This is a genomic window from Pseudomonas sp. Irchel 3H9 (assembly GCF_900187495.1).
GTDB classification, from domain to species: domain Bacteria; phylum Pseudomonadota; class Gammaproteobacteria; order Pseudomonadales; family Pseudomonadaceae; genus Aquipseudomonas; species Aquipseudomonas sivasensis.
The window spans coordinates 325,199-340,103 of sequence record NZ_FYDK01000002.1; the positions used below are offsets into that span (position 1 = coordinate 325,199).

Here is a 14,905-nt window from a genome sequence, read left to right on the forward strand (position 1 = left end):
GAACATCCCATTCACTCCATTTCCTTGTGGATCAAGCACCTGCCGTTTTTGGCACGAAACTCGCTCTGACGACTGGCCAGATTCATTCCAATAATAAAAAGGTCGTGTCATGTCATTGACCCTGGAACATGTCTCCCGCGTCGTCGAAGGCCAAACCTGGATCGACGATGCCACCCTGCGTTTCGAACCCGGTTCCTTTAACGTGCTGCTCGGTCGCACCCTGTCCGGCAAGACCAGCCTGATGCGCTTGATGGCCGGCCTGGACAAACCCGACAGCGGTCGCATCCTGATGAACGGCGTCGACGTCACCCACAAGCCGGTGCGCCTGCGCAACGTGTCGATGGTGTATCAGCAGTTCATCAACTACCCGACCATGACCGTGTTCGAAAATATCGCCTCGCCGTTGCGGCAGGCCGGTGTGTCCAACGAGGTGATCCAGAGCAAGGTGCTGGAAACCGCCAGGATGCTGCGCATCGAGAAGTTCCTCCAGCGCCACCCGCTGGAGCTGTCCGGTGGCCAGCAGCAACGCACGGCCATGGCCCGCGCGTTGGTCAAGGATGCCGAACTGATCCTGTTCGACGAGCCGCTGGTGAACCTGGACTACAAACTACGCGAAGAGCTGCGCCAGGAAATGCGCGAGCTGTTCCAGGCCCGCCACACCATAGCGATTTACGCCACCACCGAACCCAACGAAGCCCTGGCCCTGGGTGGCACCACCACCATCCTGCACGAAGGCCGGGTGATCCAGAGCGGCAAGGCCGCGGAGGTCTACCACCAGCCACAGACGGTGCTCGCCGCCGAGCTGTTTTCCGAGCCACCGATCAACCTGATGCCTGGGCGTATTGCTGGCAACGAGGTGAGTTTCGCCAATTTTGTGCACTTCCCGCTGAACGTCGACCTGCGCCCCATCGGCGAGGGCGAATTCCGCTTTGGCGTGCGCCCCAGCCATATCAGCCTGGTGCCGAGCAACGACGACGATCTGGAGCTGGCGGTAACCGTAGAAGTCGCCGAGATCAGCGGCTCGGAAACCTTCCTGCATGTGCGCAGCGAACACTTCCTGTTGGTGCTGCACCTGCCGGGGGTACATGAGTACGACGTCGACGCGCCGATCCGCGTGTATATCCCCACCCATAAACTGTTTGTGTTCGATGGCCAGGGCCGTTTGGTCCAGGCCCCCGGGCGCCGTGTCGCGAGGGTTGCCTGATGGCCGAGATCCATTTGCAGAACCTGGCGCACAGCTATAACCCCGCGCCGACCGGACCCGAAGACTACGCGATTCGGGAAATGAACCACGTCTGGGAACAGGGCGGCGCCTACGCCTTGCTCGGCCCGTCGGGCTGCGGCAAGTCGACCCTGCTCAATATCATTTCCGGCCTGCTCAGCCCGTCCGAAGGCCAAGTGTTGTTTGACACGAAAGTGGTCAACGACCTCACGCCCGAGAAGCGCAACATCGCCCAGGTGTTCCAGTTCCCCGTGGTGTACGACACCATGACCGTGTTCGACAACCTGGCGTTCCCGCTGCGAAACCAAGGCATGGCCGAAGCGAAAATTCACAGCAAGGTGCAGGAAATCGCCGAAGTCCTTGACCTGCAAAACCTGCTGAGCAAGAAAGCGCGCAACCTCACCGCTGACGAAAAACAGAAAGTCTCCATGGGCCGTGGCCTGGTGCGTGACGACGTGTCGGCCATCCTGTTCGATGAGCCGTTGACAGTGATCGACCCGCACCTCAAATGGAAACTGCGGCGCAAGCTCAAGCAGATCCATGAGCAGTTCAACATCACCATGGTCTATGTCACCCATGACCAGTTGGAGGCTTCCACCTTTGCCGACAAGATCGCGGTGATGTATGGCGGGCAGATCGTGCAATTCGGCACGCCACGGCAATTGTTCGAGCGGCCTAGCCACACGTTTGTCGGCTATTTCATCGGCAGCCCTGGGATGAATCTGATCGAAGTGCAGGCCGAGGCGGGCGGGGTGCGGTTTGCCGGCACCCACTTGCCATTGCCCGAGGCGTTGCAACAACGCATCGCCAGCACGGACTACAAGAAATTGCAGGTGGGTATCCGCCCGGAATTTATCCACGTGTGGGACGAGTACAACCCCGACGCCATGCAGGCCGAAGTCACACATTTGGAAGACCTCGGCACCTACAAGATCATGACGCTCAAGCTTGATGGCGCCACCTTGAAAGTGCGTTTGGCCGAAGACAAACCGGTGCCCGAAGGCACGGCCTCCATCAGCTTTCCCGCGCAATGGCTGATGCTCTACGCCGACGATTACCTGCTGGAGGTGCTGCCATGAACAAGGTGCAGAACAACAAGGCCTGGTGGTTGGTGCTGCCGGTTTTCCTGCTGGTGGCGTTCAGCGCGGTGATCCCGATGATGACCGTGGTCAACTATTCGGTGCAGGACATTTTCGACCAATCCAGCCGCTATTTCGTCGGTGCCGATTGGTACAAGCAGGTATTGCTCGACCCGCGGCTGCACGACTCCCTGCTGCGCCAGTTCATCTATTCGGCCTGCGTGCTGTTGATCGAAATACCCCTGGGCATCGCCATCGCCCTGACCATGCCGACCAAGGGCCGTTGGTCGTCCCTGGTACTGATCGTGTTGGCGATCCCACTGCTGATCCCGTGGAACGTGGTGGGCACCATCTGGCAGATCTTCGGCCGTGCTGACATTGGCCTGCTGGGTTACAGCCTCAACGCCATGGGCATCAGCTACAACTACGCGGCCAATACGGCGGATGCCTGGGTGACCGTGCTGGTGATGGACGTATGGCACTGGACCTCATTGGTGGCGCTGCTGTGCTATTCGGGGTTGCGGGCGATTCCGGACGTGTACTACCAGGCCGCGCGGATTGATCGTGCATCGGCCTGGGCAGTCTTCCGACATATCCAACTGCCCAAGATGAAAAGCGTGCTGCTGATCGCGGTAATGCTGCGGTTTATGGACAGCTTCATGATCTACACCGAGCCCTTCGTCCTGACCGGCGGTGGACCGGGTAACGCCACCACTTTCCTGAGTCAGACGTTGACCCAGATGGCCGTAGGTCAATTCGACCTAGGCCCGGCGGCGGCGTTTTCCCTGGTGTATTTCCTGATCATCTTGTTGGTGTCCTGGCTGTTCTACACCGCCATGACCCACTCTGACGCCAACCGCTGAGGCCGCTGACATGAGCAAACGCAAGCTTATTCCGCTGCTGATCTACATCCTGTTCCTGCTGGTGCCGATCTACTGGCTGTTGAACATGTCCTTCAAGAGCAACACCGAAATCCTCGGCGGGCTCACGTTGTTTCCCCAGGATTTCACCCTGGCGAACTACAAGGTGATCTTCACCGACCCCAGTTGGTACACCGGCTACCTCAACTCGCTGTACTACGTAAGCCTGAACACGGTGATTTCCCTGAGTGTGGCGCTGCCGGCGGCGTATGCGTTCTCGCGCTATCGTTTCCTGGGGGATAAGCACCTGTTCTTCTGGCTGCTGACAAACCGCATGGCGCCGCCGGCGGTGTTCTTGCTGCCGTTCTTCCAGCTGTATTCGTCCATCGGTTTGTTCGACACGCACATCGCTGTAGCCCTGGCTCACTGCCTGTTTAACGTGCCGTTGGCGGTGTGGATCCTCGAAGGCTTCATGTCCGGCGTGCCCAAGGAAATCGACGAAACCGCCTACATCGACGGCTACTCGTTTCCGAAGTTCTTCGTGAAGATTTTTATCCCGTTGATCGGCTCCGGCATCGGTGTGACCGCGTTTTTCTGCTTCATGTTTTCCTGGGTCGAGTTGCTACTGGCGCGCACCCTGACATCGGTCAACGCCAAGCCCATCGCAGCGGTGATGACGCGCACGGTGTCGGCCTCGGGTATCGATTGGGGCGTGCTGGCAGCGGCGGGGGTGTTGACCATCCTGCCGGGCATGCTGGTGATCTGGTTTGTTCGCAACCACGTGGCCAAGGGCTTTGCCCTGGGCCGGGTCTGAGGAGTCGATGATGGAATGGATGGCCTGGACCACCCCCACTGCACTGTTCTTTGGCGGCATCGCTCTGATTCTGGCGGGCATGACCACTTGGGAACTGCGTTCGCCGAGCATCCCCCGGCGCGGTTTGTTACCGATCAGCACCACCCGTGGTGATCGCTTGTTTATCGGTCTTCTCGGCAGCGCCTACCTGCATTTGCTGGTTATCGGCGTTACCGACTGGAGCATCTGGGTGGCGTCCGCGCTCTCCCTGGTATGGCTGTTGAGTGTGATGCGTTGGGGTTGATGCCCTTATAAATAAACAACCTGGAGGTCTCTATGTTGAATAAGAACAATAAGCTGCGACATAGCATTTCATTGGCTGCCGTACTGGCCCTCAGCGGTTTGAGCGCCACGGCTTGGGCCGATGCGTACGAAGATGCCGCGAAAAAATGGATCGGCAGCGAGTTCAAACCGTCCACGCTCACGGCTGAGCAGCAGCTTGAGGAGCTCAAGTGGTTTATCAAGGCCTCGGAACCGTTCCGTGGGATGAAGATCAACGTGGTGTCGGAAACCCTCACCACCCACGAGTATGAATCCAAGGTGCTGGCCAAGGCCTTCAGTGAAATCACCGGGATCAAGCTGACCCACGACCTGCTTCAGGAAGGCGACGTGGTCGAGAAGCTGCAAACCCAGATGCAGTCAGACAAGAACATCTATGACGGCTGGGTCAACGATTCCGACTTGATCGGTACGCACTTTCGCTATGGCAAGACCGAATCCATCACCGACCTGATGGCCAACGAAGGCAAGGACTTCACCTCGCCGACCCTCGACCTCAAAGACTTTATCGGCCTGTCCTTCACCACCGCGCCGGACGGCAAGATCTACCAGCTGCCCGACCAGCAATTCGCCAACCTTTATTGGTTCCGCGCCGACTGGTTCGAGCGCCCGGAGCTCAAAGCCAAGTTCAAGGAGAAATACGGCTACGACCTCGGCGTGCCGGTGAACTGGTCGGCCTATGAAGACATCGCCAAATTCTTCAGCGAAGACGTCAAGGAAATCGACGGCAAGCGCATCTACGGGCACATGGACTACGGCAAGAAAGACCCGTCCCTGGGCTGGCGCTTCACCGATGCCTGGTTCTCCATGGCCGGCGGCGGCGACAAAGGCCTGCCCAACGGCTTGCCGGTGGACGAGTGGGGCATTCGCGTGGAGGACTGCCATCCGGTGGGCTCCAGCGTGACCCGCGGCGGCGACACCAACGGCCCGGCCGCGGTGTTTGCCACGCAGAAATATGTGGACTGGATGAAAGCCTATGCGCCACCGGAAGCGGCGGGCATGACCTTCTCCGAGTCGGGGCCGGTGCCGTCCCAAGGCAACATCGCCCAGCAGATCTTCTGGTACACCGCGTTCACCGCCGACATGGTCAAACCGGGCTTGCCAGTGGTGAATGCCGACGGCACGCCGAAATGGCGCATGGCGCCGTCGCCTGTGGGACCTTACTGGGAAAAGGGCATGAAGAAGGGCTATCAGGACGTAGGCTCCTGGACCTTCCTCAAATCCACGCCTGAGAAGCAAAAACTCGCGGCCTGGCTCTACGCGCAGTTCGTGACCTCGAAAACCGTCTCGCTGAAAAAAACCATCGTGGGTTTGACGCCGATTCGTGAGTCCGACATCAACTCCCAGGCCATGACCGACATGGCCCCCAAACTCGGCGGTCTGGTGGAGTTCTACCGCAGCCCGGCGCGCACCGAGTGGTCACCGACCGGCACCAACGTGCCGGACTACCCACGTCTGGCGCAACTGTGGTGGAGCAACATCGCCTCGGCCGCCAGCGGCGAGAAAACCCCGCAACAGGCGCTGGACAACCTGGCCAAGGAGCAGGACGCGATCATGACGCGCCTGGAACGCTCCAAAGTGCAACCGGTGTGCGGCCCGAAAATGAACCCCGAGCGTGACGCGCAATACTGGTTCGACCAACCGGGCGCACCGAAACCGAAACTGGCGAACGAGAAGCCAAAAGGCGAGACCGTGAGCTACGGCGACCTGCTCAAGTCGTGGGAGGCGGCGCGTAAATAACAGGTCTGCTGGATTTCTGTGACGAGGGAGCTTGCTCCCGTTGGACTGCGCAGTCGTCTCATTTTTGGGGGCGCTTCGCGGCCCAACGGGGGCGGCTCCCTCGCCACATCTATCAGTGCCTCTCGGCGCCATTCGAACCGAACTCCATGGCGGTCAGAACAACTGACCATCGCCGCTGATCCGTACCTTGCCAACCCCGATTGAATTTTCCGCATACCCGCAGGTTCTGCATTTTAGAAGCGTGTGGTTTTCAGCGCTCTTGCGGGGCCTCCTTGTCGGGAGGCCTGGTTGTATCGGACTTTGCGGAAACTGCCATCATGACGCTACTTACAGCGCTGTCGGGCCAACCGGCCTCTATCACCCACCCGGTTCACGGTCAGTATCGCGGGGTTTACCAGCAGCTCTATCGCGAAGCTCCGGGCGCTGAAGAGGCTGCGCGGGCGTTTCTGCAAGGGCAATTGAGCCAGGTGCGCGAGGCGTCGTCCGAGCTGCCGCCATTGCCTGAAGAATTGTCGGCCTGGATCGAGCAGCGGTGTGCCGATGTCGCCCAGGCCTACGCCGGGTACTTGGAACAACGCCAGCAAGGCCATCCAAGGCGCTACTTCCAGAACAAAGCTCAGGCGTTGTATTTCCTGCAACGCGTGGCGCCGACCAAACAGGTCGACGGCGCCTGGCTCAACGGTTTGCTGCGCTATTGGCAGGATCCGCGGTTCGACGGCCTGCTCACCACCTACCTGGAAGAATTGGGCGACGGCGAAGCGGCGCAGAACCATGTGCTGATCTACCGCAAATTGCTCAGCGATCACGACGCCGACAGCGACGCCGGCCTCGACGACGCCCACTACCAGCAGGGAGCTCTGCAGCTGGCGCTGGGCCTGTGTGCCGAAGCGTTTTTGCCGGAAATCATCGGCTACAACCTCGGCTATGAGCAGCTACCGCTGCACCTGCTGATCACCGCCTACGAATTGAGCGAGCTGGGGATTGACCCGTATTACTTCACCCTCCACGTCACCATCGACAACGCCAGCAGTGGCCACGCGTGCAAGGCGGCGCAGTCGGTGCTCAGCCTGCTGCCGCTGGGGGAGGGCCGTGCGGAGTTCTACCGGCGCGTTGCCGAGGGTTATCGCCTTAACGATCTTGGCCCTGGCACGCTGGCGGTGATCGACGCGTTTGATCTGCACGACGAGGTGGTCGCCATGCTCGAACGCAAGCGCACCTTCGGCCAGCACATGCATTCGGACTACTGCCGCTTCGAGGGCAAGACTGTCAACCAGTGGCTGGCCCAGCCGGGTCAGGCCGGCGCGTTTCTCAAGGCGATGGAAGACAAGGGCTGGATCAAGCGCCACCACGACCCGGCCGACAGCCGCTTCTGGCAATTGATCGAGGGCGCTGGCGCTGCGATGTTCGGTGTGTTCAGCGGCTATGAGAAACAGGTGCTGCATGACTGGATCGCCGGCGACTGGATCAGCGGCGAGCGCATCGCGCCCGTACGGCCGGGGCGCGGCAGCCGGACTTCCCGCGAGCACCATCGCCCGGCCGACCCGGATATTCAGGCGCTGGTGGATTCGTTGTGGAATTTGCCCGATGAGCAGCAGCTCACCGCACTGTTGCCCTGGCTCTCGGCACGCCGCCACTGCACGCCTGCCGGGTTGTATGCGACTCGCCGATTTATCCAACTGCGCGCACGTCTGCGCTAAGGAATTCACCCATGTCTGCGCAACAACTCGCTGATCGCGCCCTGCTGAACCTGGGCCGGGGCTTGAAGGAAAACGGCTACCGTTTCATCACGCCGACGCCGTTGACCCATGAACGGTTTTACCAGCGTCTGGGGACGCCGCTGGCGGTGGACCTGCGTGACGTGTTCGGCTGGTCCATGCCGTTTGATCACGGGCTGTTACCTGATGCCTTTCGCGAAGAATTGCAGCAAGCCGATGTAGTCGTGCAGCACGATTCGCTGTGGCGCAGCACGGTGCGGTGGTCGAGCCTGAGTGATCTGTTGTTCGCCCATTCGGCGTATCCCACCACACAGGCGGATGCGGTGTTTTTCGGGCCGGACAGTTACCGTTTCGCGCAACTGATCGAGGCCCATCTGCAGCAGCGTTTCGAGCCGATTAAGCGCGCGGTGGATATCGGCTGCGGCGCAGGTGTGGGCGCGCTGATGATCGCCCGCGCGCGGCCTGACGCTGAAGTGCTGGCGGTGGATATCAATCCGCGCGCCTTGCGCCTCACGGCGGTGAATGCCGAGTTGGCGGGGCTGGTCAACGTCAGCGCGTACCACAGTGATGTGCTGGGCAGCGTCCAAGGCGAGTTCGATTTGATCGTCGCCAACCCACCCTATATGAACGACGACCGCGAACGCGCCTATCGGCATGGCGGCGGGGCGCTGGGTGAGGAACTGTCGGTGCGTATTGTCGGCGAGTCCCTCCCACGCCTGGCCTTGGGCGGCAGTCTGGTGCTGTACACCGGGGTGGCGATCGTCGCCGGGGAAGACCCTTTCCTGAAGGCGGTCATGCCTTTATTGGGCAGCGATGCAGTGGGCTGGACCTATCGCGAACTTGACCCGGATGTGTTCGGCGAAGAACTCGACAAACCGGGGTATGAGCGCGTGGAGCGTATCGCCGTGGTCGCGCTCACCGTTACGCGCTTGTTCTGACGCCGCCCAAGCCAGTGGCGCCGACACGCAGGCATGCCTGCGGCAGATGGTGGACCGTCTTCTGGCCCAGCGTCGGGGTGACTGCTGATCAGCTGCCGGCCCGAGCTGAAAGGTCAGGCTGCCGCTTGCGGTTGCAGATGGAGCTCGCCGTCGACCTCCTTGACCAAGCCGCTGGCAAGGAACAACGGTGCCACGCGCTTGTGCAGCTGTGGCTCGACAAATTCCTTGACCGTATCCAGTGCCAACACGCCACTGAGCGGCAACTCGGCCTTGGAGTACGACAACCATGCCTTCTTCAGCGCCATCAGCACATCACTGCCCGCTGTGGAGGCAAAGCGGCGTTGGGTCGGTTTACTGTCGAAGTTGAAAGTGTGCTGGAACTCATAGCCGCTTTCATCGCCACCGCTGGCACTGCAGCGGATGCAGGTGCACGGGCCATCACCGAAGGCGCTGCGCAGGTAGGCGTTGAAGTCCACCACGGGCTTGAGTGACAGACGCTTATCCACCTCGAACAGGTCCCCAGTCATTTTTTCGTCAGTGTTCAACGTGCATTTCCTCGCGGGTCGGTGGCCGTTTTTCAAAGCGCGGCACAATAGCAGCCGGGCGAAGTGTGGAACAGCATTTCCACGCAGAGCGGGCTGGTGCCTGGCATGTTGCGTGGGTTAATCACTGAAACTTGCGGGGAGCGGGGGACCCGATGAGTATGGGGCTCTACACAACTCCCAGAGGCTGACACAACTCCCTGAGCCTCACATAACTCCTAGAGGCTGACACAACTCCCTGAGCCTCACACAACTCCCAGAGGCTGACACAACTCCCTGAGCCTCACACAACTCCCAGAGGCTTACACAACTCCCTGAGCCACACACAACTCCCAGAGGCTTACACAACTCCCTGAGCCACACACAACTCCCTGAGCCTCACACAACTCCTAGAGGCTGACACATGACCCTGTAGTGAGCGGGCTTGCCCCGCGTTGGGCTGCGCAGCAGCCCCAAAACCAGACGCTGGGTTCTAACAGAAAAATCCCCACTTTTGCTGGCTGAGTACATATCCGTTGCTGCGGTAACGGCCGCCTAGGGTTCTGCTCTTACAGCAGGTCTTTTTTGTAAAGGCCGGCATGCCAGCCCAGCCAAAAGTAACCAAAAGGCCTTCGCCCCACCACTCGGTGCCTCGCCTAGGCTCGGCATGCCCGTAATCCGACATTGATTTGGGGGGCCGCCGCCACGCGCTGTCCATGGCGCAGGGGACTAAACCGGCATCCCTGCCGGTTTACCCCCCAAATCAATGTCGAATTCCGGCCATCGTGGTTGACGGGGCGATTTCAGATCAAAAGCAAGGCCGCGGCGGCCTTAGAGCCGACCGGGTTCTCAGCTCCAACTCCTCCCACAGTTTGATCTCCATAGATCAGACAGATAGGTCCTAGCCTGCTGTCCTGCTTTTGCTCTGCTTTTGCTCTGCTTTTGCTCTGCTTTTGCTCTGCTTTTGCTCTGCTTTTGCTCTGCTTTTGCTCTGCTTTTGATCTGGCTTTTACATCCTTTTCACTGACGAAGTCAGCGGTCTGTTGATCTGCGCTTTTGATTGTGTGAATCGCCCCGCCCACATTCGACCTTCAGTGCCTGAGGCCTCACCGAAAGAACTCCCCCGGCGTCGCATCAAACTGCTGGCGAAACGCATTGATAAACGCCGACGTCGACTCATACCCACACCCCAGCGCCACATCCGTCACGCGCTCGCCTTGCTCCAGGGCGGGCAGGGCGCTCAGCAGGCGTAAGCGCTGGCGCCAGGCGCGGAAGGTCAGGCCGGTATCCCTCAAAAACAAGCGGCTGAGCGTCTTTTCGCTAAGCCCCAGTTTTTCGCTCCATTGCCCCAGTGTGGTCTGCTGCTCCGGGCGCAGGTTCAAGCTGCGGTAGATCTGTCGTAAACGTGGGTCGAGGGGCAGTGGCAGCATCAAATCCACCTGGGGCGCGGCGGCGAGTTGGTCGAGTACCACTTGGGCCAGGCGCCCCTCGGGACCGTCCTCGGCATATTCCACCGGCAGCTCGCTGAAGCTGCGGATCAATTCGCGCAACAGGCTGCTCACCTCCAGCACGTGGCAACACTCCGAGGCCCAGGCGGTCACGCTGCAATCGAGGTACAGGCTGCGCATTTCGGTGTGGGGCGAGCTGAACACGCGGTGCGGCATGCCCGCCGGGATCCACACTGCCCGCTGCGGCGGCGCGACAAAGCGGCCGGCGCTGGTCTGGATCTCCAGCACGCCTGAAATCGCGTAAGACAATTGCACCCACGGGTGGCTGTGGCGCCGGGTCAACGCGCGATTGGGCAAGGATTCGGTGCGCCCGTACACCGGCCGTGGCAGGCTGGACAGCCCGGGGATGCTGCGGCGCACCGTTTTGTCATGTCCTTTAGGCGGCATTTACTGGCTCATTGGCGTTAGTCGGTAACAAGCCGTTACGTTAGAGTCGCGGTGACGCTCTTGGCAACCCCTGGAAGATCCGCCTATGACACGCCCTCGTTTTCTGCCCGACAACTTCACCCTGACCCTGATCGCCACGGTGATCCTCGCTTCCTTGCTGCCCGCCAGCGGCCAGACCGCCGTAGCCTTCGGTTGGGTTACCAACCTGGCCATCGCGCTGCTGTTCTTCCTGCACGGCGCCAAGCTGTCGCGCCAGGCCATCGTTGCCGGGGCCGGCCACTGGCGCCTGCACTTGCTGGTGTTCAGCCTGACCTTCGTGCTGTTCCCCTTGTTGGGCCTGGCGCTCAAGCCGGTGCTGTCGCCGCTGATCGGCAAAGACCTGTACATGGGCATGCTTTACCTCTGCGCCTTGCCGGCCACCGTGCAATCGGCGATTGCGTTCACTTCGCTGGCGCGGGGCAATATCCCGGCGGCGATTTGCAGCGCGGCGGCGTCGAGCCTGTTCGGTATCTTCCTTACGCCGCTGTTGGTGACGTTGTTGCTCAACGTGCACGGCGAAGGCAGCTCCACGGTCGATGCCATCCTGAAAATCAGCGTGCAACTGCTGCTGCCTTTTATTGCCGGGCAAATCGCGCGGCGCTGGATCGGCGAGTGGGTGGGCCGCAATAAGGCCTGGCTCAAATTCGTCGACCAAGGCTCGATCCTGCTGGTGGTCTACGGCGCATTCAGCGAAGCGGTCAACGAAGGCATCTGGCATCAGATCCCACTGTGGGAACTGGGCGGTCTGGTGGTGGCCTGCTGCGTGTTGCTGGCCTTGGTGCTGGTGGCGTCGAGCTTGCTGGGCAAAGCGTTTGGCTTCAATCAGGAAGACCGGATCACCATTTTGTTCTGCGGTTCGAAGAAGAGCCTGGCCACCGGCGTACCCATGGCACAAGTGCTGTTTGCCGGGGCGAGCATGGGGGTGTTGATTTTGCCGTTGATGCTGTTTCACCAGATCCAGTTGATGGTCTGCGCGGCGTTAGCGCAGCGGTATGCCAAGCGTCCTGAAAGCGTTCCGGAGTTGATGGCGCAGGTAGATCCTTGATTCAAACCGACGAATAACCTCAAGTTACTGCTCAGCCCGGCGACTTACTGCTTACTGGCCCAAGAAGGAGTGTCGGCATGAGCAGTAAAGGTATTTCGGTAATCGCAGGCCTCCTCGGCCTATGGGCAAGTACATGCGGCGCGGCGCAGTCCGTGGGGCAGGGCACCATCGCGTTCAGTGGCAGCATCGTCGAGCCAGGGTGTGCGACAAATGCGCGCAGTGGGCTGGTGACGGAAGGCAAGGGCTGTGTCGCTTCCGGTCGTGCCAATCGCTTCGACGTGCGCAGTTTGATGCCGGTGGCGGGTGTCGCCGTTCCCCGGCTATCGCCTGTTGCAGACAGCGGCCTTGGGCGTGATCACGATCAGCGGTATGTGCTGGTAGACAGCGCCGGCCAGCCGATTGTGTCGGGCAAGTACGTCGTCACTGTGACCACACCGTGACAAAACTGAGGGAGTCTTGAGGGGTATCGGCGTCAACAGCCAGCCGAGAAACCTATAGAATGCCAAGCGGCGGCGCTTGTCCTGGGTGGCCGTTTGATCATCGCCAGAGTACCTCGCCTTTCAATGAGCATTTCAGCCGCAACCCCCCAAGCCAACTGGCAACCGGTCATCGCCCTTGCGCTGGCCGCGTTTGTGTTCAATACCACCGAATTCGTACCGGTCGGCCTGCTGAGCGCCATTGGTGCCAGCTTCGACATGCCCGTGTCCAGCGTCGGCCTGATGCTCACCATCTACGCCTGGATCGTGTCCCTGACCTCACTGCCGGTGATGCTGCTGACCCGTAACGTCGAGCGGCGCAAATTGCTGATCGTGCTGTTCGGCATGTTTATCCTCAGCCATATCCTTTCCAGCGTGGCCAACAGTTTTGGCTTGTTGATGGTAAGCCGGATCGGCATTGCCTTGTCCCATGCGTTGTTCTGGTCGATCACCGCGTCCCTCGCGGTGCGCCTGGCGCCGGAGGGCAAACAGGTGCAAGCCCTCGGTTTGCTGGCCACCGGTACGTCATTGGCGATGGTGTTGGGGATTCCTCTGGGGCGTCTGCTCGGCGAGGCCATGGGCTGGCGCACTACCTTCCTGGTGATCGGCGCTTTCGCCGCCGCTCTCGTGTTCTGGCTGGCACGCACGTTGCCGCCGTTGCCGAGCCAGAACTCCGGCTCCCTGCGCAGCCTGCCGCTGCTGTTCAAGCGCCCGGCGCTGGTGGCGCTTTACGTGCTCACTGCGCTCACGGTGACCGCGCAGTTCACCGCCTACAGCTACATCGAACCCTTCGTCGAAGGCGTGGCCGGCATGGATGGCAGCGCCGTGACCCTGATCCTGCTGGTCTTCGGCGGCGCGGGCATCATCGGCTCGTTGCTGTTCAGCCTGGTGCACCGCTTCAACCCGCACCTGTTTGTGGTCGGCGCGGTGTTTATCCTGGCCGCGTGCCTCACGCTGATGCTGCCCTTGAGCGGCGCCGAGTCGTACCTGGTGATCCTGAGCATTTTCTGGGGCATGGCGATCATGGGCTTCGGCCTGGCCATGCAATCCAAAGTGCTGGTACTGGCGCCGGACGCCACTGACGTAGCCATGGCGATGTTCTCCGGCATCTACAACATCGGCATTGGCGGCGGCGCCCTGATGGGCAGTTGGGTCGGCAGTCACTTCGGTTTCGCCTGGATTGGCGTGGCGGGGGGGATGCTGGCGGCGGTGGCGTTGATCGGGTATTGCCTGGCGATTCGCAGGTTCGGCACGGGTGTGGCACAAAGCTGATGCAGGAGCGAGCCAGCTCGCTCCTACAGGTTGACGGCGTTACAGCCCAGCCAACAGCGCCTCCAACTTCTCCTGATCCCGCGCAAACTGGCGAATGCCTTCGGCCAGTTTTTCGGTGGCCATTGCATCTTCATTCGACGCCCAGCGGAACTGCGCTTCGGTCAACGGTTGGCGCGCTTCGCCGGCCGCCCCAGGTTGCAGCTTGCGTTCCAGCGCCCCGTTGTCTTCAGCCAGTTTTTGCAGCAAGTCCGGGCTGATGGTCAGGCGATCACAGCCGGCCAGTTGTTCGATCTGGCTGAGGGTACGGAAGCTGGCGCCCATCACCACGGTCGGGATGGCGTTGGCTTTGTAGTAGTTGTAGATGCGCGTCACCGACTGCACGCCTGGGTCTTCAGCCCCGGTGTAGTCCAGGCCTGTGCTCTTGCGGTACCAGTCGTAGATGCGGCCCACGAACGGCGAGATCAGGAACACGCCAGCGTCGGCGCAGGCCTGAGCCTGGGCGAAGGAGAACAGCAGGGTGAGGTTGGTCTGGATGCCGGATTTTTCCAGGCGTTCGGCGGTGCGGATGCCTTCCCAGGTGGAGGCCAGTTTGATCAGCACGCGGTCGCGGCCGACGCCGGCCTGGTCGTACAGGGCGATCAATTGGTTGGCCTTGGCCCACAGCGCGTCTTCATCGAAGGACAGGCGCGCGTCGACTTCGGTGGAGATGCGCCCCGGAATCACCTTGAGAATGCCGCAGCCCACTGACACCGCGAAGCGGTCACACGCCAGGCCTACATCGCCTTTGGATGACGACACCGCATTGCGCAGCAATTCGGCGTATTCCGGGATCGCAGCGGCTTTGAGCAGCAGTGACGGGTTAGTGGTGGCGTCGACAGGGCGCAGGCGGCTGATGGCTTCCAGGTCGCCGGTGTCGCAGACCACGGTGGTGAATTGCTTGAGTTGTTCGAGCTTGGACGTCATGAGCGGCT

General features: G+C 60.9%; 15 protein-coding genes. 11 read left to right on the forward strand and 4 right to left on the reverse strand.

What is annotated here, in order from left to right; all coding sequences use genetic code 11:
• Positions 1–109 precede the first annotated feature (109 nt).
• The 8 genes from CKW32_RS07475 (at position 110) to CKW32_RS07510 (ending at position 8,686) form a co-directional block, all read left to right on the forward strand.
• Positions 110–1,204 carry an ABC transporter ATP-binding protein gene (locus CKW32_RS07475; protein WP_032889580.1) on the forward strand — a complete coding sequence of 365 codons (1,095 nt, stop codon included), beginning with the start codon at positions 110–112 and terminating at the stop codon, positions 1,202–1,204.
• Positions 1,204–2,301 (forward strand): ABC transporter ATP-binding protein, encoded by a 1,098-nt coding sequence (locus tag CKW32_RS07480; RefSeq protein ID WP_095184464.1) that lies wholly within the window; start codon positions 1,204–1,206, stop codon positions 2,299–2,301. The genes CKW32_RS07475 and CKW32_RS07480 overlap by 1 nt, the downstream gene beginning before the upstream one ends.
• On the forward strand, positions 2,298–3,164 hold the full coding sequence (locus CKW32_RS07485) for a carbohydrate ABC transporter permease (RefSeq protein WP_032889576.1): 867 nt from the start codon (positions 2,298–2,300) through the stop codon (positions 3,162–3,164). Before CKW32_RS07480 ends, CKW32_RS07485 begins: the two co-directional genes overlap by 4 nt.
• A gap of 10 nt (positions 3,165–3,174) precedes the next feature.
• Positions 3,175–3,975 (forward strand): carbohydrate ABC transporter permease, encoded by an 801-nt coding sequence (locus CKW32_RS07490; RefSeq protein ID WP_003232361.1) that lies wholly within the window; start codon positions 3,175–3,177, stop codon positions 3,973–3,975.
• Between the two features lie 10 nt (positions 3,976–3,985).
• Positions 3,986–4,258 carry a DUF2160 domain-containing protein gene (locus tag CKW32_RS07495; protein WP_014718862.1) on the forward strand — a complete coding sequence of 91 codons (273 nt, stop codon included), beginning with the start codon at positions 3,986–3,988 and terminating at the stop codon, positions 4,256–4,258.
• Between the two features lie 32 nt (positions 4,259–4,290).
• Complete coding sequence (locus CKW32_RS07500; RefSeq protein WP_032889572.1) at positions 4,291–6,033, forward strand: ABC transporter substrate-binding protein; 1,743 nt, start codon at positions 4,291–4,293, stop codon at positions 6,031–6,033.
• A 317-nt stretch (positions 6,034–6,350) separates the two neighbouring features.
• The gene (locus CKW32_RS07505; RefSeq protein ID WP_095184465.1) at positions 6,351–7,730 is read left to right on the forward strand and encodes an iron-containing redox enzyme family protein; all 1,380 of its coding nucleotides are present in this window, start codon (positions 6,351–6,353) and stop codon (positions 7,728–7,730) included.
• Between the two features lie 11 nt (positions 7,731–7,741).
• Positions 7,742–8,686, forward strand: a complete 945-nt coding sequence (locus CKW32_RS07510) for a class I SAM-dependent methyltransferase (RefSeq protein WP_095184466.1) — start codon at positions 7,742–7,744, stop codon at positions 8,684–8,686.
• A gap of 113 nt (positions 8,687–8,799) precedes the next feature.
• Here CKW32_RS07510 and CKW32_RS07515 read toward each other — a convergent pair whose 3' ends face one another.
• The 3 genes from CKW32_RS07515 to CKW32_RS07525 all read right to left on the reverse strand — a co-directional run bounded on the left by CKW32_RS07515 (position 8,800) and on the right by CKW32_RS07525 (position 11,102).
• A complete protein-coding gene (locus CKW32_RS07515) occupies positions 8,800–9,231 on the reverse strand; it encodes a hypothetical protein (protein ID WP_095184467.1) in 432 nt (143 codons plus the stop codon).
• Between the two features lie 779 nt (positions 9,232–10,010).
• Positions 10,011–10,289: a hypothetical protein gene (locus CKW32_RS07520; RefSeq protein WP_095184468.1), complete on the reverse strand. Its 279-nt coding sequence runs from the start codon at positions 10,287–10,289 to the stop codon at positions 10,011–10,013.
• Between the two features lie 24 nt (positions 10,290–10,313).
• Positions 10,314–11,102, reverse strand: coding sequence for a helix-turn-helix domain-containing protein (locus CKW32_RS07525; RefSeq protein ID WP_095184469.1), 789 nt, complete (start codon positions 11,100–11,102; stop codon positions 10,314–10,316).
• Positions 11,103–11,187: 85 nt separating this feature from the next.
• On the opposite strand from CKW32_RS07525, the gene CKW32_RS07530 reads away from it, so the two are divergent.
• The 3 genes from CKW32_RS07530 to CKW32_RS07540 all read left to right on the forward strand — a co-directional run bounded on the left by CKW32_RS07530 (position 11,188) and on the right by CKW32_RS07540 (position 13,934).
• A complete protein-coding gene (locus CKW32_RS07530) occupies positions 11,188–12,186 on the forward strand; it encodes a bile acid:sodium symporter family protein (protein ID WP_095184470.1) in 999 nt (332 codons plus the stop codon).
• Between the two features lie 77 nt (positions 12,187–12,263).
• The gene (locus CKW32_RS07535; protein WP_095184471.1) at positions 12,264–12,626 is read left to right on the forward strand and encodes a type 1 fimbrial protein; all 363 of its coding nucleotides are present in this window, start codon (positions 12,264–12,266) and stop codon (positions 12,624–12,626) included.
• A gap of 123 nt (positions 12,627–12,749) precedes the next feature.
• Positions 12,750–13,934 (forward strand): sugar transporter, encoded by a 1,185-nt coding sequence (locus tag CKW32_RS07540; protein ID WP_032889558.1) that lies wholly within the window; start codon positions 12,750–12,752, stop codon positions 13,932–13,934.
• A 39-nt stretch (positions 13,935–13,973) separates the two neighbouring features.
• Here the strand turns inward: CKW32_RS07540 and tal are convergent, their stop codons facing one another.
• On the reverse strand, positions 13,974–14,897 hold the full coding sequence (gene tal, locus CKW32_RS07545) for a transaldolase (protein WP_095184472.1): 924 nt from the start codon (positions 14,895–14,897) through the stop codon (positions 13,974–13,976).
• Between the last annotated feature and the right edge of the window lie 8 nt (positions 14,898–14,905).